Annotated in this window: 21 protein-coding genes; 9 read left to right on the forward strand and 12 right to left on the reverse strand. The window is 70.0% G+C overall.

Going from position 1 to position 22,143, the window contains the following annotated elements:
• Window positions 1-3: 3 nt before the first annotated feature.
• Both GXY35_02145 and GXY35_02150 read right to left on the reverse strand, forming a co-directional pair.
• Entirely contained in the window at window positions 4-1,344 is a 1,341-nt protein-coding gene (locus tag GXY35_02145; GenBank protein ID NLW93396.1) for a DUF21 domain-containing protein, read from the reverse strand.
• A gap of 37 nt (window positions 1,345-1,381) precedes the next feature.
• The gene (locus GXY35_02150) at window positions 1,382-2,467 is read right to left on the reverse strand and encodes a bifunctional oligoribonuclease/PAP phosphatase NrnA (protein NLW93397.1); all 1,086 of its coding nucleotides are present in this window, start codon (window positions 2,465-2,467) and stop codon (window positions 1,382-1,384) included.
• 85 nt (window positions 2,468-2,552) lie between these two features.
• Here GXY35_02150 and GXY35_02155 point away from each other — a divergent pair, with 85 nt between their 5' ends.
• The gene (locus GXY35_02155; GenBank protein NLW93398.1) at window positions 2,553-4,136 is read left to right on the forward strand and encodes a phospholipid carrier-dependent glycosyltransferase; all 1,584 of its coding nucleotides are present in this window, start codon (window positions 2,553-2,555) and stop codon (window positions 4,134-4,136) included.
• A gap of 53 nt (window positions 4,137-4,189) precedes the next feature.
• Window positions 4,190-5,269: an adenosine deaminase gene (locus tag GXY35_02160; protein ID NLW93399.1), complete on the forward strand. Its 1,080-nt coding sequence runs from the start codon at window positions 4,190-4,192 to the stop codon at window positions 5,267-5,269.
• Here GXY35_02160 and GXY35_02165 read toward each other — a convergent pair.
• The 7 genes from GXY35_02165 to GXY35_02195 form a co-directional block, all read right to left on the reverse strand.
• Window positions 5,223-6,005 (reverse strand): endonuclease III domain-containing protein, encoded by a 783-nt coding sequence (locus GXY35_02165; protein NLW93400.1) that lies wholly within the window; start codon window positions 6,003-6,005, stop codon window positions 5,223-5,225. The genes GXY35_02160 and GXY35_02165 overlap by 47 nt on opposite strands.
• A complete protein-coding gene (locus tag GXY35_02170; GenBank protein NLW93401.1) occupies window positions 6,002-6,880 on the reverse strand; it encodes a GTPase Era in 879 nt (292 codons plus the stop codon). The genes GXY35_02165 and GXY35_02170 overlap by 4 nt, the downstream gene beginning before the upstream one ends.
• A gap of 146 nt (window positions 6,881-7,026) precedes the next feature.
• The gene (locus GXY35_02175; GenBank protein NLW93402.1) at window positions 7,027-7,767 is read right to left on the reverse strand and encodes an RNA methyltransferase; all 741 of its coding nucleotides are present in this window, start codon (window positions 7,765-7,767) and stop codon (window positions 7,027-7,029) included.
• A gap of 70 nt (window positions 7,768-7,837) precedes the next feature.
• Window positions 7,838-8,002, reverse strand: a complete 165-nt coding sequence (locus GXY35_02180) for a zinc ribbon domain-containing protein (GenBank protein NLW93403.1) — start codon at window positions 8,000-8,002, stop codon at window positions 7,838-7,840.
• Between the two features lie 52 nt (window positions 8,003-8,054).
• Complete coding sequence (locus tag GXY35_02185; GenBank protein ID NLW93404.1) at window positions 8,055-8,501, reverse strand: hypothetical protein; 447 nt, start codon at window positions 8,499-8,501, stop codon at window positions 8,055-8,057.
• Between the two features lie 48 nt (window positions 8,502-8,549).
• Window positions 8,550-10,112 carry an NAD(P)H-hydrate dehydratase gene (locus GXY35_02190; protein ID NLW93405.1) on the reverse strand — a complete coding sequence of 521 codons (1,563 nt, stop codon included), beginning with the start codon at window positions 10,110-10,112 and terminating at the stop codon, window positions 8,550-8,552.
• 53 nt (window positions 10,113-10,165) lie between these two features.
• Entirely contained in the window at window positions 10,166-10,930 is a 765-nt protein-coding gene (locus GXY35_02195) for a pyridoxine 5'-phosphate synthase (protein NLW93406.1), read from the reverse strand.
• A gap of 89 nt (window positions 10,931-11,019) precedes the next feature.
• On the opposite strand from GXY35_02195, the gene GXY35_02200 reads away from it, so the two are divergent.
• A complete protein-coding gene (locus tag GXY35_02200; GenBank protein NLW93407.1) occupies window positions 11,020-12,552 on the forward strand; it encodes a sodium-dependent transporter in 1,533 nt (510 codons plus the stop codon).
• A 214-nt stretch (window positions 12,553-12,766) separates the two neighbouring features.
• On the opposite strand, the gene GXY35_02205 is transcribed toward GXY35_02200, so the two are convergent.
• From GXY35_02205 to GXY35_02215, 3 genes are read right to left on the reverse strand one after another with little or no spacing between them, the layout of a single operon-like run.
• Window positions 12,767-14,725 (reverse strand): ATP-dependent metallopeptidase FtsH/Yme1/Tma family protein, encoded by a 1,959-nt coding sequence (locus GXY35_02205; protein NLW93408.1) that lies wholly within the window; start codon window positions 14,723-14,725, stop codon window positions 12,767-12,769.
• A 46-nt stretch (window positions 14,726-14,771) separates the two neighbouring features.
• Window positions 14,772-16,253 carry a tRNA lysidine(34) synthetase TilS gene (tilS, locus tag GXY35_02210; GenBank protein ID NLW93409.1) on the reverse strand — a complete coding sequence of 494 codons (1,482 nt, stop codon included), beginning with the start codon at window positions 16,251-16,253 and terminating at the stop codon, window positions 14,772-14,774.
• Window positions 16,250-17,149 (reverse strand): hypothetical protein, encoded by a 900-nt coding sequence (locus GXY35_02215; protein ID NLW93410.1) that lies wholly within the window; start codon window positions 17,147-17,149, stop codon window positions 16,250-16,252. Before GXY35_02215 ends, tilS begins: the two co-directional genes overlap by 4 nt.
• 249 nt (window positions 17,150-17,398) lie before the next feature.
• On the opposite strand from GXY35_02215, the gene nifU reads away from it, so the two are divergent.
• The 6 genes from nifU (at window position 17,399) to GXY35_02245 (ending at window position 22,128) form a co-directional block, all read left to right on the forward strand.
• A complete protein-coding gene (gene nifU / locus GXY35_02220; GenBank protein ID NLW93411.1) occupies window positions 17,399-18,262 on the forward strand; it encodes a Fe-S cluster assembly protein NifU in 864 nt (287 codons plus the stop codon).
• On the forward strand, window positions 18,243-19,400 hold the full coding sequence (gene nifS, locus GXY35_02225) for a cysteine desulfurase NifS (protein NLW93412.1): 1,158 nt from the start codon (window positions 18,243-18,245) through the stop codon (window positions 19,398-19,400). The genes nifU and nifS overlap by 20 nt, the downstream gene beginning before the upstream one ends.
• A 94-nt stretch (window positions 19,401-19,494) precedes the next feature.
• Window positions 19,495-19,689 (forward strand): 4Fe-4S binding protein, encoded by a 195-nt coding sequence (locus tag GXY35_02230; GenBank protein ID NLW93413.1) that lies wholly within the window; start codon window positions 19,495-19,497, stop codon window positions 19,687-19,689.
• Window positions 19,690-19,844: 155 nt separating this feature from the next.
• Window positions 19,845-20,852, forward strand: coding sequence for a 2-oxoacid:acceptor oxidoreductase subunit alpha (locus GXY35_02235; protein NLW93414.1), 1,008 nt, complete (start codon window positions 19,845-19,847; stop codon window positions 20,850-20,852).
• Complete coding sequence (locus tag GXY35_02240) at window positions 20,840-21,568, forward strand: 2-oxoglutarate ferredoxin oxidoreductase subunit beta (protein ID NLW93415.1); 729 nt, start codon at window positions 20,840-20,842, stop codon at window positions 21,566-21,568. Before GXY35_02235 ends, GXY35_02240 begins: the two co-directional genes overlap by 13 nt.
• Window positions 21,565-22,128 carry a hypothetical protein gene (locus tag GXY35_02245; protein ID NLW93416.1) on the forward strand — a complete coding sequence of 188 codons (564 nt, stop codon included), beginning with the start codon at window positions 21,565-21,567 and terminating at the stop codon, window positions 22,126-22,128. Before GXY35_02240 ends, GXY35_02245 begins: the two co-directional genes overlap by 4 nt.
• Window positions 22,129-22,143 lie beyond the last annotated feature (15 nt).

Below are 22,143 nucleotides of genomic sequence, written 5' to 3' on the forward strand. Positions count from 1 at the left end.
CCCTCAGCGGGAGTCGTCACGCGGCGGGCCCTCCGCCCCGATGCGGCTCACGATCGCCTCGAGCATCCTCCCGCTCCTGAACTTTCTCGGGATGACGCGCACCGCGTCGTGTTCGATGCATTCACCCCCCACGAGCGGGCCTCCCGCCCGCTCCGCGCACCAGTCCGAGAGCGTGGGGACGTCGCCGCCGGGGTACCGCGCCGCCCAGTCGAGGCCCAGCGCCGCGCCGACCGAGGTCATGGGCACCCCTCCCCCCATTATCCACGACGCCCCGTAGGGCCTGACGTGCGTCATCGCCCGGTCGAACTCGTCCTCGATCTCGCCCACGAGCTCCTCGAGGATGTCCTCGAGCGTCAGCATCCCCAAAATCACGCGGCCGGGCCCCTCGATGAGCGCGATGTGGGCCTTCTCCATCATCATCCGTTCGAGCGCGTCGGCGACCGAGAGCCCCTCGTCGAGGCGCAGGAGGGGGCGGGTGATCCCCCGGACGGTGGGGTCCTCCGGGTTGATCCTGAGGGCCATCACGATATCCTTGAAGTTGACGTACCCCTCGATGGTCTGCGGCTCCCCTTTCCGCGCGCAGACGGGGAAGCGCGTGTGCATATCCATATGCGCCAGCACGAGGGCATCGGCGAGGCTGCTCTCCCGGGGGATCATGTAGATGTCGGCCGCGGGCACCATCAGGTCGCGCACCGCGTGCGTGGACAGGTGGGCCGCCGCCAGAACGATCCTCTCCCCCCGGGCGCCCAGCAGCTTCGAGGTCCTGCCGAGGGAGGCCGCCGCCCGCAGCTCGTAGAGCCCCGCCATCCTCTCGTCGACCGGGCCGGGCACCCTCTTCGAGATGAGGCCCACCGCCCTCGTGACGGCGGCCTCCACGAGCGAGACGACCGGATAGACGAGGGAGGCCAGCCGCTTCATCGCCGGCGAGAGCGAGAGGACCATCAGCTCCTTGTTCCGCAGCGCGAGCATCTTGGGTATGAGCTCGCCGACCGTCATCGTGACGAACGTCAGGGGGATGACCAGCAGCACAAGCCCCAGGATCTCCGCGAGGAAGGCGGGGAGGCCCCACGAGTCCCTCAGCAGCGGGGAGAGCCGCTGCTCGACCCCGGCCCCGCCGACGGCGGCGGCGACCGCCCCGACGAGGGTGATGCCGAGCTGGATGACGACGAGGCTCGCCTCCATCCTGCCCTTCATATACGCCGCCTCGGCGGCGCCCGGGCGGCCCGCGGCGACGGTCGCGTCGATCCTGGACTGGGAGATCGACGCGAGCGCCATCTCGTAGGCGGCGAAGACGGCGTTGCACGCGATCATCAAGGCGATCAGGAAGAGGTCTACGAGCGGCATCGCATCCCTGTTTCAGGCGCGGCCTGCCGGAACGGCGTCAGTCGCCTGGAGACGGGCCCTCGGCGGAGGCGGCGGCCGCCCTCCTCCACTCCTTCCACTGCCGTCGCCACTCCCGCGTGACGGCCGCCTTGACCTTCTCGAGGGCGCGCGGGAGGCTCCCCTCGACGACCGCGCCCGCGGCGAGCCAGTGGCCGCCCCCCCCGAGCACGCGGGCGAGATCGTTCACCCGGAAGAAGTTCTTCGAACGGAAACTCACCTTGACCCTCCCCTCCGGGACCTGGCGGAGCAGGACGACCAGCTCGACCGTCCTGATGGCGCGCACGTAGTTCATCAGGTAGTTCTCGCTCGCCTCGGGATCGGCGCCGGAGGCGTCGTACATCCTGCTGGTGACCGTGATCCACGCGATCCTCCCCCCGTGCTCCAGCCGCAGGGAGTTCAGCGCCTTCCCGAACAAGGCGGCCTCAGGGGCGGTGTGCGTCTGGAAGAGCTTGTCGAACACCTCGTACGGCTTCACCCCCGCCTCCATCAGTTCCGCGATGATCCGGTGCGTCTCCGGGGAGATCTTGGTGTAGATGAAGCCGCCGCTGTCGGTGTAGATCGCGACGTACAGGGCCAGGGCGATCCGCCGGTCGAGCGCGCACCCGAGCGCGCGCCCGAGGTCATGGATGAGCATCCCGGTCGCCACCGCCCGTTCGTCGATGATGTTGATGTCGGCGAACGCCTCCTCCTCGGCGAAGACGTGGTGGTCGATCGTGATCTTCGGGCAGGAAAGCGCGGGGACGAGCTCGCCCATCGCGCCGATGCGGAGCAGGGCGCAGGTGTCCACGACGAACCACGCGTCGCACGGGCCGATCCATTCCGCCCCGCCGCCCGGCGGGTAGACCTCGACGGTGCGGTCGGGATCGATGAACCGGAGGAGGCGCTGCGGCTCGTCGCAGTTCACCGCGCGGACATTCTTCCCCTTCTGGGTGAGGAACCAGGCGAGGGCGAGCTGCGAGCCGAGGGCGTCGCCGTCGGCGTGCTCGTGCCCGGTGATCAGGAACCGCGTCCCCCTCTCGATGATCGGGATGATTTGGTCCCAGCGCGACGCCCCTTCCCGCACCGCGGCCCTGTCGGGTTCCATCAAACGAACGCCCCTCTTGTGTGGCAATCCCCCGGATCGGGAGTATACTATAGCACGTCGGCCGGACGCCCGCCAAGGAGCGACCATGGACACGCGCAGGATGACGAGCGCCGCCCTCCTCGCCGCCTTCTGTTGCGGCACGCTGCTCCCCGCCGTCGCGTTCAGGGGGCTGGCGGGGATGGAGTTCAGGACCGCCCTCTTCGTGCGCGAACTGCTCCGGCACGGCCCCTCCCTCATCCCCCGCCTCGACGGCGCCCCGTACTTCGACTACCCGCCCCTCTACTTCCTCGTCGCCGCCTTCTCCTCCCGGCTCCTGGGCGCGATCAGCCCGCTCTCCCTCGCCCTCCCCTCGATGCTCGCCGCGGCGGGGACCGCCGTCCTCGTCCTCCTGATGGGGGGCGGACGGCGGGCGAACGAAGGCCTGGCGGCGGGGGCCGCGCTGGCGGTCACGCCGTTGCTCCTGGTCTGCGCGTCGCAGGCGAACGTCGATGCGATGCTCGTCTTCTTCATCACCCTCGCCCTCGCGGGCTGCCGGCGGCGCGTCCTCTCCGGCGGGCGCGGTGCGCTTTTCGTCGCCTGTCTCGGCCTCGCCGGGGCGCTGTGCACCAAGGGACCGATCGGGGCGGCGATCCCGCTCTGCGCCGCGGCGGCGTGGCTCGTCGCGCGAAGAAGGTTCCGCCTCCTCGCGGGTCTTTTCGTCCCGCTCGGCATCTTCCTCGCCGCCCTTGCCGCCGCCGTCGCCGCGGCGGTGTGCGCCCTCGAGGGGCGGGAGGCGCTCGCCGGGATTTTGAACGCCCAGCTTTTCGACCGCGTCAGCGACGAGGCGAACCAGTCCCGCCTCTACTACCTCGGGGTCTTTTTCGGCGCCTTCGCCCCCTGGTCGCTCCTCGCGACGGGCCGCCTCTTCAGGCGCCTCGACCCCGCCCGCGCGGACCTGGACTCGTTCTGCGCCTCGTGGTTCCTCTCGACGCTCCTCCTCCTCTCCCTGGCGAGCATCAAGCACTCGCGCTACCTGCTCCCCGCCGCCCCGCCGGTCGCCCTCCTCGCCGCATCCCTCTGGGGCGATCTGTGCGCGCCCGGCGGGCCGCCGCGCGCGGCGGCGGCGGTGCGCCTCGTCCGGCGCTGCTGCCTCGTCCTCCTCGCCTCGGGCGCGGCGTTCGGCGCCCTCGGCCCTCTCCTGCTCCCCTTCGCCTCCCCCATCCTCTGGGCGGTCGTCCCGGCCGCGTGCCTCGCCCCGCTGCTCGCCCCCCCGCTGCGCCGCGGGGACGGCGCCTACGGCGTCTTCCTCCTCGCCGCCTGGACGATGGCGGCCGGCTTCGCCGCCTACTGTCAGTTCGACACGCCGCGGATGGTCGCGAAGGAGGAGGCCCGCACGCTCGTCCGGGAGATCGAGCGCGCGGCCGACGGGGACCGGATCGTCTTCTACCGCCTCGGGAAAGACACCGACGGCCTGAAGTTCCTCTACTGGCGGGAGAAAGACAACCCGCTTGCGTTCGCGGACTCCCTCCCCGGCCTGGCCGAGATTCTCGACGAAGGCCCGCCCTCCCTCCTCGTCGTCCGCAACCGCGACCGCGAAACGGTCGAGGGCGCCTTCGGGCCGCGTCTGCGCATCCTCGTCGAGGGACGGCTCGGCAAACGGCGGTGCGCGGTCTTCAGAACGGCGCAATAAGCTGTGGCGCGCGCCGGACGGCTCGGGTATACTTTCGCAAACCGGGGTTGCCGATGAGACCGACTCCCGAGATCATCAAGAAACTCCCCAAGGTGCTGCTGCACGACCATCTCGACGGCGGCCTGCGCGTCTCCACCATCATCGACCTGGCGCGCAAGGAGCGGTTCCCGCTCCCCTCCGAGGACCCGCAGGAGCTCCTCGCCTGGTTCCACCGCGGCGCCAACGCGGGCGACCTGCGCCTCTACCTCGAGACGTTCAAGGTCATCTACGCGGCGCTCCAGACCGGGGAGGCGCTCGAACGCGTCGCCTACGAGTCGCTCCTCGACCTCCACGCGGATAACGTCGTCTACGCGGAGCTGCGCTTCGCCCCGTTCTTCCACACCGCCAAAGGGCTCACGCACGATGAGGTGATGGAGGCGGTCCTCCGCGGCCTGCGCCGCGCGGAGGGGGAGACGGGGACGCGCTTCGGCCTCATCGTCTGCTCGATGCGCGGCAGCCAATGGGCGATGCCGATGGCCGAGCTCGCGGTCGCGTACCGGGATAAGGGCGCGGTGGCGTTCGACCTCGCGGGGGACGAGGCGGGCAACCCGGCGAAGAAGGACCAGGCGGCGTTCGACTTCTGCCTCCGCAATAACTTTAACATCACCATCCACGCCGGGGAGGCGTTCGGCGCGAAGTCGATCTGGCAGGCGCTCCAGTACTGCGGGGCGCACCGGATCGGGCACGGCACGCGTCTCGTGGAGGATTTCACCGTCGAGGAGGGGAAGGCGGTGCGGCTGGGGACGCTCGCCCAGTATATCCTCGACAAGCGCATCCCGCTGGAGTGCTGCCTGAGCAGCAACATCCAGACCGGCGCCGCCGAGAGCTTCGAGACGCACCCGTTCCGGCTCTTCTACGAGAACCGGTTCCGCGTGACCCTGAACACCGACAACCGGCTGATGAGCGATACCTCGATGAGCAAGGAGCTGGGGATCGCGGCGCGCGTCTACGGGCTCACCCTCCGCGACCTCGAGGTGTTGACGCTGAACGCGATGAAGAGCGCCTTCATCCACTACCGCGAGCGCTGCGACATCATCTACCGGTCGATCAAGCCCGCCTTTGCGCGCCTCGACGACACGGAACGCGGCGGCTGAGCGCCCGGTTCCCGTCCTCCCCGCTCTTCTGCGCCCCCCCGGCCCCTCCCCGTCTCTTCGGCGGCGCTGCGGCCCCCTCCCCCGCCGCGCCCCGGTGTTGCCACAGCGGGCACCCTCCGCACCGCGGCGTCTTCCGGCAGAACTCCTTGCCGACGCGGACGAAGAGGGCGTGGAACTCGTTGTAGAGGGCGCGGCGTCGCGGGATCCGCGCGGCGATGAGCCGCTGGAGATCCCCGTAGCGCGCCCGGGGCGCGGCGATCCCGTGCCGGGAGAGGACGCGCGCGGTGTAGGCGTCCACCACGAAGACCGGCCTGTCGAAGGCGTAGAGCAGGATGCTGTCCGCGGTCTCGGGGCCGATGCCGCGCACCGCGAGGAGTTGTTCGCGGAGCGCCGCAGTCGGCTCCCTCCCCATCCTCGCGAGGCTCCCGCCGTAGCCGCGCGCGAGGAAGCGGCTGAACGCCTTGAGGGCGGCCGCCTTCTGGTTGAAGTAGCCGGACGGCCTGACGAGGCGGGCGAGGCGCGCGCGGGGGATCCCGGCGAGCCCCCGGACCGAGAGGAGGCGCGCCTCCTTGAGGGCGGCGACGGCGCGCTCGACGTTCCTCCAGGCGGTGTTCTGCGTGAGGATGGCCCCGACGATCACCTCGAGCGGCGTCTCCCCGGGCCACCAGCCCTGAGGCCCGAAGCGGCGACGCAGCGCCCGATAGATCCAAAGGAGCTCCCCGTGCCGCCCCCTCACTGCACGTACCCGAGCTTCCTGAGGAGCTCCTCGTCCCTCTTCCAATCCTTGACGACCCTCACCCGCAGGTCGAGGAAGACCCGCCGGCCGAGGAACTCCTCGATGTCGCGGCGCGCGGCGGTGCCGATCCGCTTGATCATCGCCCCGCCCCTGCCGACGAGCATCCCCTTGTGCGACTCCCGCTCCGCGACGATCGTGGCGGTGACGACGGTCACGCCGTCCTCCCGGTCCTTCATCCCCTCCATCCGCACGGCGGTGCCGTAGGGGACCTCCTGGTGGAGGAAGCTGAAGACCTTCTCCCGTATCATCTCGCCCACCGCGAATCGGGTCGGCTGGTCGGAGAGGAAATCGTCGGGGAACAGCTTCTCCCCCTCGGGAAGGAGTTCGATCGCGGCGCGGAGAAGACGCTCCACCCCGTCCCCGGTGCGCGCGGAGAGCGGGATGATCTCCCTGAACGGCAGCAGGCCGCGGTACGATTCGATCACGGGGAGGAGCGCCTCCTTCCGCACCGTGTCGGTCTTGTTGATGAGGAGGAAGAGGGGCGACCGGCACCCCCGCAGGAGGGAGAGCGACGCGCAGTCGGCGTCCGCGGCGGCCGCCGGTTCAACCATCAGACAGGCGAGGTCGGCGTCGCCCGAGGAGCGCTGGGCGCACCGAACCATGTACCGGCCCAGCGGGTCGCGGGGGACGTGGAGGCCGGGGGTGTCGAGAAACACGATCTGGGCGTCGGGGCGGGTCAAGATCCCGCGGATCGCGTCGCGCGTGGTCTGCGGCTTCGGCGTGACGATGGCGAGCTTCTGCCCGACGAGGCGATTCAACAGCGTGGACTTCCCGACGTTGGGTCGTCCGATGAGGGCCACGAATCCGAACTTCATCGTTCCTGCCGCCGCGGTTTGAATAGCTCTTGTGCCGTCGATCCGCGCCGATGCACACGAATCCGCGCGGACACCCCCGACAGACGCTTCATGTGTGAAGATCCGCGGCTATCCGCGGCGAAGAACCTGTCCGGGCAGACCCGCGGCTACCGCTCCTTCTCGGAGCCGAGGTGCTTCTCCACCTGCTGGCAGATGCCGTGGAGCGCGCGCCACTCGTCGTCCGCGATCCCGCTGCGTCCGAAGATCCTCCGGAGCGTCCGCATCACGCTCTCCAACACCTGCCGGTCCCCCTCGGTGCCGTAGCCGAGCGCCGCCAGCGTCGCCTCGATCCGCGCGTAGAGGTGCAGGAGACGCTCCTGGGAGACGAGCTCCGGCGGCTGCTCGGCCTGCTCCGACGCGCCGTACGAGAAGAGCTCGTGGAGGACGACCATCACCGCCTGGGCGACGTTCAGGGAGGCCATCGCACGGGCGGCCCGGATGCTCACCGCGCACTGGCAGAAGGCGAGCTCCTCGTTGCTCAGCCCCTTGTCCTCGCGCCCGAACAGGATGGCGACCCTGTTCCGCCTCGTCGCGGCGGCGATGCGGGGAAGGGCCTTCCGCAGATCCGTCACCGGCCTGCGCCCGCGCCCCTTCCGGCGCGTCGCCCCCACGACGAACCCGTACTCCCCGAGCGCCTCCCCGATCGTCGCATGGGAGCGCGCGCGCTGCACGATATCGAACGAGGCCCAGGCGAGCTTCCGCACCTCCGGGACGTCGAGGGGGGGCGGATCGACAAGCACGAGGTCGTCCACCCCGCAGTTCTTCATCGCGCGGGCCGCCGAACCGATATTGCCGGCGTTCCGGATCCCCACGAGGACCACGGAGACATTGCGCATCAGGGCGTTCATACGGTGTGCCCCTCCCGCGGGCAGACGGCTCCTCCGGGATCGTCCGCGTTCGGGACCGGGGCGCGGGGAGTCAGGACTTCTTCGCCGTCACCGCGAAGAACGGCGCAAACCGCTGGCGGGCCTGCCGTGAGCCGCAGCGCGGACACGCGGGCTTCCTCCTGCCGTGCTCCGTGATCGCCATCGCAATACTGAACATCCGGCGGCACTTCCCGCACACATACTCGTAGGTCGGCATCGTCGGATCCCTCCCTTCCTCCGCGCGTGGCGACGGCCGCGACATACCGGCCTCACCCGAACAGCGACATCTCGAACTCCCATCCCTCGTAGGTCTTCAGAAGCTCCTCGAGCTCGTCCATGGAGATGAACGTCCCGTCCACGAGCAGCCCCACGCGCTCCGTCTCCGGGTCGAAGGCGATGGAACCGCGCATCAGGTCGTGCGTGAGGGCGAGCTTCTTCGACGAAACGTCGAGGTACTTCACCGCGAGCCCCGTCTTGATCTTGTGCCTGAGCGGCGCCAGCGCCTCGGCGGGGCTGGAGGTGGAGAACTCCTTGAAGTAGTACCCGTGCGGGCCGTCGACCTGTTCCGTCGCCGTCAGCACCCACCCGAGATCGGTCTGCTCGGACTCCAGCTTGAAGACGCGCCGCACCCCGGCGCAATCCCGGTACTCCTCGATGAGCGGGAACAGGATCGGATGCCCCGCGAAGCCGCCCTTTTCGGGCCTGTTGTCGATCATCGATTCCCCTTCCTCCCTTCGCGCCCCCTGCGGCGCGGCGGTCCCATCTCACCAGTCCCCGCGCACCAGCGCCTCGACGGCAGCGGGGAGGCGTTCGACGATGTCGGAGGCGGTCATCCCTCGTTCGCCCAGGCGCATCGCGGCGCGGTCCCCCGCGTCGCCGTGGACGAAGACCGCCGCGCGCGCCGCGTCCCGCTGGTCCATCTGCTGCCCCAGGAACGAGGCGATGACGCCCGAGAGCACGTCGCCGCTCCCTGCGGTGGCCATCCCGGGGTTGCCGCTGGCGTTGATCGAAACGCCGCCGCCGGGCGAAACGACGAGCGTCTGCATCCCCTTCAGCACGACGACCGCGCCGTGCAGGCGGGCGAATCCCTCCGCGGCGCCGCGACGATCCCGGAGCACACCGGCGGCATCCCCCCCCGCGAGGCGCGCCATCTCGCCCGGGTGCGGGGTGAGGACGAGGGGGGCCTGCGCCCCCTTGAGGATCGACGGGTCTCCGGCGAGCGCGTACAGGCCGTCGGCATCGACGACCGTCGGGACGCGGAGCGCGGCGATCAGCGCCCGCACCATCGCAACGGTCTCCGGCCGCCGCCCGAGGCCGGGGCCGATCACCGCGGCGTCGAACCGATCGGCCGCGCGCAGGATCTCCTCACCGGCTTCGCCCCCCAGCGCCCCCTCGCGCGTCTCGGGGAGCGGGAGCGTCATCGCCTCGGTCAGCTTCGCGGCCAGCACGGGGTTCAACGAGCGCGCCGCCGCGACGGTGACCAGCCCCGCCCCGGAGCGCAAGGCGGCGGAGGCGGCGAGGCAGGCCGCCCCGGTCATCCCCGGGGACCCGGCCACGACGAGCACGTGCCCGAAATCGCCCTTGTGCGCGAGACGCGGGCGGGGAGGGAAGAGGGACTGCAGGTCCGCCTCGACGACGAGGTCGCCCGCGCCCTCGACCGCCTCGACGAGGTCCGGGGGCAGCCCGATGTCGGCGACCCGTATCCTCCCGCAGTGCGCGGGGCCGTCCCCGGAGACCATCCCCGTCTTCGGGAGGCCCATCGCGACCGTCGCCGCGGCGCGGACGGCGATCCCGCGGACCGCGCCGGTCGTCGCGTCGAGGCCCGACGGCACGTCGATGGCCAGCACCGGCGAGCGGAGCTCCCGGATGAACCCGATCGCCGCCGCCGCCTGCCCCGAGACCTCCCCGGCGGCGCCGGTCCCGAGGATCCCGTCGACGGCGAGGCCGTACGACGCGGCGTCCTCACGGAAGGCGGCGAGCTCCGCGGGGGTCTCGACGGACGTCGTCTCGCCCCCCTCCGCCTCGTACCGCCGCAGATTCTCGATCGCGTCGCGCGCGATGTCGCCGCGGTGCGCGAAGAGGAGCATCCGTACCGCGATCCCCTCCGCCCGGAGGCGCCGGGCGGCCACGAACGCGTCGCCGCCGTTGTTCCCCTTCCCCGCGCACAGGAGGACGCGCGGACGCAGCCGCCCCTCGCGGATCATCGCGGCGGCGCAGCGCGCGACGGCGGCCCCGGCCCGCTCCATCAGGTCCAGGCCGGGGATCCCGCGTCCCACGATGGCGGCGCGATCGAGTTCCCGCATCTGCGCCGCGGTGACGAGTTTCATATGGGCCTGCTCCCGCCGGGGCGGCGCGGAGTCGTTTCGACTCACCGGACCGGTCAGATTCGTTTGACACGTCCCTGCGACGATCCGAACGGCTCCTCCGGCCCGAGGCGGATCAGTTCCTTCATCTCGCGCACGGCGCGCTCGAGACCGACGAGCACCGCGCGGGAGATGATGCTGTGGCCGATGTTCAGCTCCTCGAGCCCCGGCAACGCGAGCGCGGACCGCACGTTCCAGTAGGTCAGCCCGTGCCCGGCGTTGACCCGCAGCCCCTCGCGCAGCGCCATCGCCGCCCCCGCGGCGAGCGTCTCGAGCTCGCGGCGCCGCGCCTCCTCCCCCCGCGCGTCGGCGTAGCGCCCGGTGTGGAGCTCCACATACTGCGCGCCGGAGCGGGCCGCCGCCCGCACCTGTTCCTCACTCGGGTCGATGAAGAGGCTCACGATCACGCCGGCGCCGCGGAGGCGCTTCACCGTTTCCGCGACCCGGGGGAGGTTGCCGGCCACGTCGAGCCCCCCCTCCGTGGTGACCTCCTCGCGCCGCTCGGGGACCAGGCAGGCGTGGTCGGGCCTCAGCCGCTCCGCGAACGCCACGATCTCCTCCGCGACCGCCATCTCGAGGTTCAGGCGCGTCCGGACGGTCTTCCGCAGGATCTCCACGTCCCGGTCCTGCATGTGTCGCCGGTCCTCACGCAGGTGCACCGTGATCCCGTCCGCGCCCGCCAGCTCGCAGAGCGCCGCCGCCGCGACCGGGTCGGGCTCCACCGTCCGCCGGGCCTGCCGCACCGTGGCGACGTGGTCGATATTGACGCCGAGCCGCACCATCTTTCCCCTCCTGCCCGGTACTGTAGCATACCGCGGCGCGGGGTTGCAACCGCGCCGCCCTGTGCGCTATACTGCCGCCTGTGCGTGCGATGAGAGAGAAGTGGACGTCCAGGATCGGGATCGTTCTCGCCGTGGCGGGCTCCGCGGTCGGCCTCGGCAACTTCCTCCGTTTCCCATCCCAGGCGGCGCAGAACGGCGGCGGCGCCTTCATGATCCCCTACTTCATCTCGTTCCTCCTCCTCGGCATCCCCCTGATGTGGATCGAGTGGGCGATCGGCCGGTACGGCGGCCTCTTCGGACACGGGACCGCCCCGCTCATATTCAACCGGCTCTGGCGGCACCGCATCGCCAAGTACTTCGGCGCGATCGGCGTCTTCGGCCCGCTCGCCATCTTCATCTACTACCTGTACATCGAGAGCTGGCTGCTGGGTTACTGCGTCTACTCGCTCACCGGGACGCTCGGCGGCCTCTCCACGAAGGAGGAGATGCTCGGATTCCTCCAGCGGTACCAGGGGATCGGCTCCCGCGACTTGTTCGCCCGGTCGTACCTGTTCTTCCTCGCCGCCTTCGCGTTGAACTTCCTCGTCATCTACCGGGGGGTCCGGGGCGGCATCGAAAGGCTCTGCAAGATCGCCCTCCCCCTCCTCTTCCTCTTCGCCCTTGTCATCGTGGTCCGGGTCTTCACCCTCGGCGCCCCCGATCCCGCCCGCCCGGACTGGAGCGTCTGGAACGGCCTCGGATTCCTCTGGAACCCCGACCTCGGCGCCCTGCTGGACGCGAAGGTCTGGCTTGCGGCGGCGGGGCAGATCCTCTTCACCTTGAGCGTCGGCATCGGCGTCATCATCACCTACGCGAGCTACCTCTCCAAGGGGGACGACATCGTCCTCTCCGGGCTCACCGCCTCCTCGCTCAACGAGTTCGCGGAGGTGATCCTGGGCGGCTCCATCGTCATCCCGCTCGCCTTCGCCTTCTTCGGCAGCGCCGGGGCCCGGGAGGCGGCGCACAGCGGGAGCTTCAACATCAGTTTCGTGACGATGCCCCTGATCTTCGCCCGGATGGGATGGGGGACCCTCTTCTCGTTCCTCTGGTTCCTCCTCCTCTTTCTCGCGGGGCTGACCTCGAGCATCTCGCTCATCGAGCCGACGGTGGCGTTCCTGGGCGACGAGCTCTCGGTATCGCGGAAGAGGGCCGTGAAGATCGTCGCGGCGGCGACGTTCATCCTCTGCCAGTTCCCGATCTTCTTCATCGCCCGCGGCGTGGTGGACGACATCGACTTCTGGGCGGGCTCCTTCTTTTTGGTGGTCTTCGCGGCGGCGGAGTGCGTGCTGTTCATCTGGATCTTCGGCATCCAGCGGGCGTGGGACGAGCTACACCACGGGTCCGAGATGCGCGTGCCGCGCTTCTACAAGCCGGTGATCAGGTACGTCACGCCGACGTTCCTGCTCCTCATCCTCGGTTTCTGGTTCTTCCAGCAGGCGATCCCGACCTTCCTGATGCGGGGGGTCCCGCCGGAGAACGTGCCGTACATCCTCGCCACGAGGCTCGGCCTCCTCCTCATCTTCATCGGGATCGCCCTGCTGGTCAGGAAGGCGTACCACGGAAGCGTCTGGGGGAAACGATGACCACGGGGGGGTGGCTGTTCATGCTGCTCTCGTGGGGGCTGATACTCTCCCTCACGGCCTACTGCGTCCGCCGCGTCCTGCGAGCGCCGTATAAAGATTTGTAGACGTTGTACGCAATGCTTTGCCGGAGAATGAGATGCGCCGTTAATCGCCCCGAGGACGAATAGCGGCGCATCTTGCTGCGGCGGTTGGCGTTATATACAACGTCTGCGGATCACGCCTCGGAGGGACGAAGGCGCTCCGGGACGGGGGCCTTGTCCGGCGCCGCCGGGGCCGCACCGGTCGCCGGGGCGCTCCCCCCGGGCGGAGCGGGCCGCCGGAGCGGCGGGAGCTCCTCGCCCCGCATCAAGGCGTCGATCTCCTTGCCGTCGAGCACCTCGCGATCGAGGAGCGCCTGCGCGATCCGGTCGAGCGTGTCGCGGTGCTCGAGCACGATCTCGCGCGCCCGCTGGTAACATCCGTCGACGATGAGCCGCACCTCGCGATCGATCTCCTGGGCGGTCTTCTCGCTGTAGTCTACCGTCCGGGCGATCTCCTTGCCGAGGAAGATGTGCTCCTCGCGCTCGCCGAAGGTGACCGGCCCCAGGCGCCCGCTCATCCCCCACTCGCAGACCATCATCCGGGCGATATGCGTCGCCTGCTTGATGTCGCTCCGGGCGCCCGTGGTGATGTCGCCGAAGACGATCTCCTCCGCGATGCGCCCCCCCATCATCCCGGAGATCTGCCCGAGGAGCTCCTTCCTGCTGTGGTGGTACTTGTCCTTCTCCGGGAGCTGCATCGTGGCGCCGAGGTAGGCGATGCCGCGCGGGATGATCGTCACCTTGTGGAGCGGCTCGGTCTCCTCGATCAGGTTCAGCACGAGGGCGTGCCCCGCCTCGTGGTAGGCCGTGGTCTTCCGGTCCTTCTCGTCCATCACCTTGCTGCGCCGCTCGCGGCCCCAGCGGACCTTGTCGCGCGCCTCCTCGAGGTCCTCCATCATCACGCTCTTCTTGTCCTGCCGCGCGGCGAGCAGCGCCGCCTCGTTCACGAGGTTGGCGAGGTCCGCCCCCGAGAAGCCCGGCGTTCCCCGGGCGATCACGCCCAGCTCCACGGACGGGTCCAGCGGGACGTTCTTGACGTGCACCTTCAGTATCTCCTCGCGCCCGCGCAGATCCGGCATGTCGATGACGATCTGCCGGTCGAACCGTCCGGGCCTCAGCAGCGCCGGGTCGAGGACGTCGGGGCGGTTCGTGGCGGCGATGAGGATGACCCCCTCCTGGGTGTTGAAACCGTCCATCTCGACGAGCAGCGCGTTCAGCGTCTGCTCGCGCTCGTCGTGGCCGCCGCCGATCCCTGCGCCGCGGTAGCGCCCCACCGCGTCGATCTCGTCCATGAAAATCAGGCAGGGGGCGCTCTTCTTCCCCTGCTCGAAGAGGTCGCGCACCCGGGCGGCGCCGACCCCGACGAACATCTCGACGAAGTCGGAGCCGCTGATGCTGAAGAACGGCACGTCCGCCTCGCCCGCGATCGCCTTCGCCAGCAGCGTCTTGCCGCAGCCGGGGGGGCCGATGAGCATCACCCCCTTCGGGATCTTGCCGCCGAGCTTCTGGAACCGCTTCGGGTCCTTCAGGAAGTCGATGATCTCCTGGACCTCCTCCTTCGCCTCGTCGATGCCGGCCACGTCGCTGAACGTCACCTTCTCGTCGCCCTTGGCGAGGAGCCGCGCGCGGCTCTTGCCGAACGAGAGGGCGCTGTGCCCGACCCCGCGCATCTGGCGCGAGATGAGAAACCAGATGATCCCGGCGATGAGAACGATCGGGAGGAAGGTGAAGATGACCTGAGTGACGAACGCCTTCGACGGCTCGACTCTGATCTCCACCTCGTGCTCGTTCAAAAGCCCGGTGAGGGCGCTTCGGGCGGCGTCGCCGGGGACGGTCTCGACGGTGAATTTGCCGCCGTCCCGGTAGACGCCGCGCCCGCTCACCGAGTCCTCGACGAGCGTGAACGAGACGACCTTCCCCTCCCTCACGTCGCGCTGGAACTGGCTGAAGGAGAGGGAGGCGACGCCGCGGTCCCCGAACCGCTGGAGGTGGAAGGCGAGCATGATGCCGATGAAGACGACCAGCCAGAGCACGGCCGGCCGCACCGGCCCCCGCTGCGGCGACTTCATCCCGAGCTTCTTCAGATCCGCCATCCGTCACTCCCCTTCGGCCACAACGCTACGCGTCACTGTAGCACATTCATCGCGCCCTTTCCAGAACGACCTCGAGCACCCGCCGCGTCGCCGGGGTCACCTTGAAACGCTCCGCGATCCGGTGCCCCGGGAGCCAGACGATCTCCCGGCCGCGGGCGAGGAGCGGGACGGCGCCGCGGAGGCGCGCGGGGAGCTTCTCGTCGATCAACACCCTCTTCAAGGCGCGCCCCCCCGCCGCACCGAGCGGGCGGAACCGGTCGCCCGGGCGCCGGGTCCTCACGGCGAGCCCCTCCCCTTCGAGCGCCTCCTGCGAGAGGAGCGCGGAGAGCGGCCACCCGTTCCAGTTGCCGCCCCATGCCGCCGCGAGCCCCGGCGTGTTCCGCCGAACGCGCCCGACCCCGCGGCGGGCGCGCACGGCAACGCGGAACCGCAGGCGGCCCCCGGGGAACGGGATTTCGAGGCCGTCGGCGAGCGGATAGTCGTACGCCGGGTAGGCGGCCGGCGGCCGCCCGATGACAAGCTCTCCGTACTCCCTGGAGACGACGACCCCGTCCGGGAGACAGACGGCCCCGCCTCCCCCCGGAACGCGGCAGAGGCGGGCGGCCGCCTCCGCGTCGGCGAACCGCACCTCGCCCGGTGTGCCGAGCGCGGCGAGCGCGCGGCGGAGGAGACCGGCCCTGAGGGCGGCGGGAAGGGCGGCGAAACGCCGCGCGGGAAAGACCACCCTGCGCTCCTCCTCCCGCGCCAGGGCGCGGTACCGCCTTGCGGCGTGCGTCTCGCAGAAGTCGTGCTCGCGGGCGAGCAGCTCCGCCGCCCGGATGAGGATCTCGCGCGCCCGGGGATTGAACTGCCGCTCCAGGTACGGGATCAGCCCGTGCCGCACCCGGTTCCTCAGGAAGAGGCGGTTTCGGTTGCTGGCGTCCGTCCGGAACGAAACGCCTTGCGCCTTCGCGACCGAGAGGATCTCCCTCCTCCAGAGGCAGAGGAGCGGCCGGACGATGCGCAGCGGCCCCTCGAAACGCACCGGCCGGATGCCGCCGAGCCCCCGCGCACCCGCCCCGCGGAGGAGTCGCAGCAGGAACGTCTCCGCCTGGTCGTCGGCGGTGTGCCCGAGGGCGACCGCCTCCGCCCTCGTTCGCGCGGCGCACCGCGCGAGGAACGCGTAGCGCGCCTCCCGCGCCGCCGTTTCGAATGAGAGACCCCTGCGCCGCGCGCGCGCGCGGACGTCCGACCTCCCCGCGAGGAGCGGGACGCCCAGGGACCGGCACGTGCGGCGCACGAGGGCGAGATCGCGATCGGCGTCGCGGCCGCGCAGGCCGTGGTGGAGGTGGGCGGCGCGAAGCGTGACGCCGAAAGACGGGGCAAGCGAGGCGAGCAGGTGCAGCAGCACCATCGAGTCGGGTCCGCCCGACACGGCAACCAGGAGCGACCGCACGCCCCGCAGCATCCGGTGCAGGCGGATGAAGACCCGGACGCGCTCCACGGCCGCCGCCGCTTTCGGGGCGCCGCCCGCGCGTCCTCTCTTCACGGCCCCGGAGCCGGCGTGGGCGCCGGGGTGGGCGTCGGGGTCGGCAGGAGCTCGAACCGCGTGTCGTCTATCCCCGTGATGCGCCCCTTCGTCTTCAAAGGGTTCATCCCCGGCCAGGCGAGCGCGCCGTAGAAGGTGTAGACCCCGGTCGGGTACTCAAGCGGCATCGGTCCGAAGTCGATCTCGCCGTCGAGATCGTCGATCTCGAGATTCCGGACGATCGGGTTCGGCTTCTCGTAGAAGCGGCCGCGCGAGCCGATGAAGAGCAGCCCCCCGGTCGGCGGGACCACGGCGATGTACGCGTCCGCCGGAACCCCTTCCCACGACGGGTCCTGCACCTGGACCCGGTAGTTGAGGACGGCGTGCTCCCCCGGAACGATCCGGTCGAGCGACTCCATCCCGAGATCCACCGTCGGCGGCGGACCGCTCGGCAGCGGCGTGGGCGCGGAGACGACGGTGACAGTCCCGGCCCCCGCGCCCGCGTTCGACGAAGAGCCCCCGCCGTAGACCGTGCCGCTCGGGACTTCCACCTTGGTGACGGTGCCCACGGCGGCGCCGGGCGAGACGGTGAAGGAGAGAGTGGCGACCGTCCCGTTGACCGAGTCGTCGCCGCTCACGGACCGCTCCCCCTCGAGTTTGAGGCGGCCGGCGTAGGGGGTGTCCACGTCCACCTTGAATCCGGCGGAGCCCATCACGTCGTCGTAGTCGAGAAAACCAGACTTGTACTCGACGGTGCAGTCGAACTTTGTGACGGCCAGATCCGTCCTGAGTCCGACCGGGATTCTCACCCGCTCGCCCGGGTAGCCGCTGACGCTTCCCACCGTGAAGTTCGTCGCCCCGCAGGGGGCCGCCAGGAGCGCCGGAACGACCATCCAGAACCACGCGCCACGTCGCATCGCCACCTCCCCGCCGCGCACCGCCGCGGCCTCTACAGTATATGATAGCCCACGAACTCGAGGGCGGCAAGGGCGCCGTCCCTCAGGGCGTCATCCCTAAGCCCCCATCCCTCGGCCCCATGCCTTTTCATCTTTCGTCCGACGGGTCCGACGGGTCCGACAGGTCCTCCCCTTCGCGTTGCCTGCCTGCGTCCGCTGTACTATAATGGCGTCGTCTCGCGGGCGCGCGCGGGACCGGGAGGTGCGACGATGTGGGACTACAGCGACAAGGTCATGGACCATTTTCTCCGCCCGCGAAACGTCGGCGAGATCAAGGACGCCGACGCGGTCGGCGAGGTCGGCAACCTCGCCTGCGGCGACGCCCTGAAGCTCTACCTCAAGCTCGGCGAGGGGCGGCGCATCGTCGACGCGAAGTTCCAGACGTTCGGCTGCGCCAGCGCCATCGCCTCGGCCTCCGCCCTCACGGAGATCGTCAAGGGGAAGACGCTGGAGGAGGCGGCGCGGATCACGAACGACGACATCGCCGTCTTCCTCGGCGGCCTCCCGAAGGAGAAGATGCACTGCTCGGTGATGGGTCGCGAGGCGCTCGAGGCGGCGCTGGCGAACTACCGCGGGGAGCAGCCGGAGCGGCAAGAGGAGGGGGAGATCGTCTGCCGCTGCTTCGGCGTGACCGACACGAGGATCGCCCGGGTCGTCCGGGAGAACAAGCTCACGACCCCCGAGCAGGTCACCAACTACTGCAAGGCGGGCGGCGGCTGCGGGAACTGCATTCCCGCCATCCAGGCGATTATCGACGAGGTCTGGGCGAAGGAGAAGGAGAAGAAGGCCCGGGCCGCGGAGCCCCCCCCGCGGAGACTCACCGTCATCCAGAAGATCCAGCTCATCCAGGAGACGATCGAGAAGGAGATCAAGCCCGCCCTGATGGCCGACGGCGGCGACATAGAGCTCATCGACGTCATCGGCGACCGGGTCCTCGTCGCCTTCCGCGGCGTCTGCGCCGGGTGCCCCTCCTCGGGGGTGACGATCGCCTCGGTGGTGGAGAAGAAGCTCCGGGAGTTCGTCTCGCCGTCGCTCGCCGTGGAGGAGGTCAGGGATGAAGACCGTGTATCTTGACAACAACGCCACCACGCGCGTCGCGCCCGAGGTGCTGGAGGCGATGCTGCCGTTCCTCCGCGAGCGCTACGGCAACCCCTCCAGCATGCACACGTTCGGCGGCGGGGTGAAGAAGGCCGTCGATGAGGCGCGCGGGCTCGTCGCCGGCCTCATCGGCGCCGAACCCGGCGAGATCATCTTCACCGGCTGCGGGACGGAGAGCGACAACGCGGCGATCCTCGCCGCGCACGTCGCCGACCCGCGGAGACCGCACGTCGTGACCACGCGCGTCGAGCACCCGGCGGTCCTCGCCCTCTGCATGAAGATCGAGAAAAACGGGCACCGCGTCTCCTGGATCGGCGTGGACGCGCAGGGGATGCTCGATCTCGAGGAGATCCGCCGCGCGGTCCGCGACTGCACCGGCGTCGTCTCCGTGATGTGGGCGAACAACGAAACCGGCGTCGTCTTCCCGGTCGAGGAGATCGGGAAGATCGTCAAGTCCGCGGGCGCCTGTTTCCACGTGGACGCGGTCCAAGCGGTCGGCAAGATCCCGCTCGACATGCGCCGCAGCGCCGTCGACTACCTCTCCCTCTCCGGGCACAAGCTCCACGCGCCCAAAGGGGTGGGGGCGCTCTACATCCGGAAGGGGACGAAGTTCAGCCCGTTCATCGTCGGCGGCCACCAGGAGATGGGGCGCCGCGGCGGCACGGAGAACGTCGCCTCGATCGTCGGGCTCGGCGCCGCGTGCCTCCTGGCGGCGAAAAACCTGGCCGAGGAGCAGACGCGCGTGAAGACCCTGCGCGACCGGCTCGAGAAGGCGCTCCTGGAAAAGGCCCCGGACGCGCGCCTGAACGGCCACCCGGAGCGCCGCCTCCCCAACACCTCCAACATCAGCTTCGAGTACGTGGAGGGCGAGGCGATCCTCCTGCGGATGAACGCCCTCGGCATCTGCGCCTCCTCGGGCTCCGCCTGCACCTCCGGTTCGCTCGAGCCGTCGCATGTCCTGCGGGCGATGGGCGTCCCCTACACGGCGGCGCACGGCTCCGTCCGATTCTCCTTGAGCCGGTACACGACGGAGGAGGAGGTGGATTTCGTGATCGAGCACCTCCCCCCGATCATCCGTACGCTCCGCGAGCTGAGCCCGTTCGGGAGGGCATAGCGGCGACGCTCCCCTTCGCCGCACCCCGGCGGGAGGCGGGAAACTGCGGTATTGACACCCTTTCCCCCGCTCTCTACCATAATCGCGCTCTGCCATGAAAAGGCGTTTCAAGGTCTCCATAGACCAGCGGCTTTGCAAAGGGTGCAGTCTCTGCGTGGGGTTCTGCCCGACCGGGAACCTGAAATTCAGGGACGGGGCGCTCGTCTGCGAGGGGGAGTGCTCCGGGTGCATGCTCTGCGTGCGCTACTGCCCGGACCTCGGCATATCCGTCGAGGAACTGGAAGGATGACCGTGTGCCGCGGACCGGCGCGGTCCCCCCGCGGATCGTTACGGATGAAGCACCCATCCGGGGTATCCGTGTGGATCCGCGGCACACGACATAGTCGATCCGCCTGAATCCGCGGCGACGCGGTTTTGTTCGTGGACACGATCATGGCCAAACGGATGCTGCTCCAGGGCAACGACGCGGTGGCGCTCGGCGCCGTGAAGGCGGGACTCGACTTCTTCGCGGGCTACCCGATCACCCCCGCCTCCGAGATACTCCACAAGATCGTGGAGTTCCCGCGGCAGGTGAAGGTTCTCCAGATGGAGGACGAGATCGCCTCCATCAACGCCTGCGTCGGCGCGGCCCTCGCCGGCGCCAAGGCCATGACCGCCACCTCGGGCCCCGGCTTCTCCCTGATGCAGGAGGGGATCGGCCTCGGCCACATGGTCGAGGCGCCGCTCGTCGTCGTCAACGTCCAGCGCGTCGGCCCCTCCACCGGCATGCCGACCTTCGGCGCGCAGGGCGACATCCTCCAGTGCCGCTGGGGGAGCCACGGCGACTATTTCCCGATCGCCCTCTACCCGAACTCGGTCGCCGAGCTCTACGCCTACACGATCCACGCCTTCAACGCCGCAGAGGAGTCGCTTTCGCCCGTCATCCTGCTGAGCGACGGCTGCATCGGACACCTGTACGAAACCGCCGAGCTCGCCGACGTGCCGCTGAAGAAGCGGGCGGCACAACCGCTCGGGAACGGCACCCGCCACTTCACCAGCCTCACGCACGCCGGCGACTACCCGCGGGCGACCTCCCCTGAGGCGCACCGAAAGCTCATCGCCTCGCTCGAGAAGAAGACCGCCGCGGTCGCCCCGCGCTACGCCTTCTACGAGTACCTCCCCCGCGCGGGGGCCGACACCCTCCTCGTCGGCTTCGGGGGCGCCTCCCGGGCGCTCTACCATTTCAAGGACCGCTGCGCCATCTTCCGCCCGATCCGGATATTCCCGATGCTCGAGGAGCTCGCCGAGATCGCCCGCGGCTACCGGCGCGTCGTCGTCGTCGAGATGAACGCGGGGCAGTACCGGCTGCTGGTGGAGGCGCTGCTCCACCGCCCGGTCGGCTTCATCCCGCTGCTGGGCGGCGTGATGCAGATCAGCTACATCGAGGAGAGTTTGAAGCGATGCCTGTCATAGAGTTTCTGCGGCCCGAGCGTCTGCCGACCTACTGGTGCCCCGGCTGCGGAGACGGGCTTGTCGTCAAGACGCTCGCCGCCGTCTTCGAGGAGCTCAAGATGGACGGCCGCGACACCGTGCTCGTCTCCGGCATCGGCTGCGCGGCGCGCGCCCCCGGCTACTTCCGGTTCGAGAGCGTCCACGGCCTCCACGGGCGCGCGATCCCGATCGCCGAGGGGATCAAGACGGCGAGGCCGGAGCTGAACGTCGTCGTCGTCAGCGGCGACGGGGACCTGCTCGGCATCGGCGGGAACCACCTCATCCACGCCTCCCGCCGCAACACCGACCTCACCATCGTCCTCATCGACAACCAGATCTACGGGATGACCGGCGGGCAGAAGTCGCCGACCACCGCCGTCGGGATGAAGACGCTCACCAGCCCGGAGGGGAACACCGACCGCCCGGTGGACTGCCAGGCGCTCGTCAAGGCGCACGGGAGCTTCTACGCGCGGGCGACCACCTTCCACCTGCCGCTCCTCGCCCGGGCCCTCCGCCTGGCGCTCCTGCACCGCGGCTTCGCGCTGGTGGACGTCCGGTCGCAGTGCCCGGTGAATCTCGGCCGGCGGCTCGGCTACAAAAACGCCTACGAGATGCTGCTGCAGTACAAGAAAACCTTCAGGCCCGTCGCGGGCGAGGTCGCGATGCTCGCCCCCGACGAGGTGGGGATCACCCGATGACCGCGCATCCGAAGCGTCCCGCCCCGGGGCCGGAGAAGACGACGCACTCGATCGTGCTCCTCGGCACGGCGGGACAGGGGATCAAGATGATGTCGCACGCCCTCGCCGCCATCCTCGCCTCCCTCGGCAAGCACGTGGCGCTCACCGTGACCTACCCCTCCTCCGTCCGCGCGGGGGTCGTCCGGGGCGACCTCACCTACTCCGACCGGCCCGTCGAGATGCCGTTCGTCGAGGAGGCGGACCTCCTCCTCCAGCTCGCCCCGGTGAAGAAGGCCGACGCGGTGAAGGCCGCCCGGGTCATCCGAGACCGCGAAATCGGGAAACTCCTCTCCGACGATTGCATCCCCGTCGATGGGGAGATCGAGGAGCGCTCCTTCAAGAAGGCCGCGCTCGACGAGTTCGGGAGCCCCCTCTTTGTCAACATGGTCGCCTTGGGGCGGCTGCTGCGGCGCCTGGGCATCGACGTCGGGAAGCTGGACCTCGCCGCCGCGCTGCCCGGGAAGCATTTCGACCAGAACGTCCGCGCCATCAACCACGGCTACTCGTTCCCCGACGACTGAAACCCCCACGGTCTG

The sequence above is a fragment of the Chlamydiota bacterium genome, from assembly GCA_012729785.1.
Lineage (GTDB): Bacteria > Auribacterota > Tritonobacteria > UBA1439 > UBA1439 > UBA1439.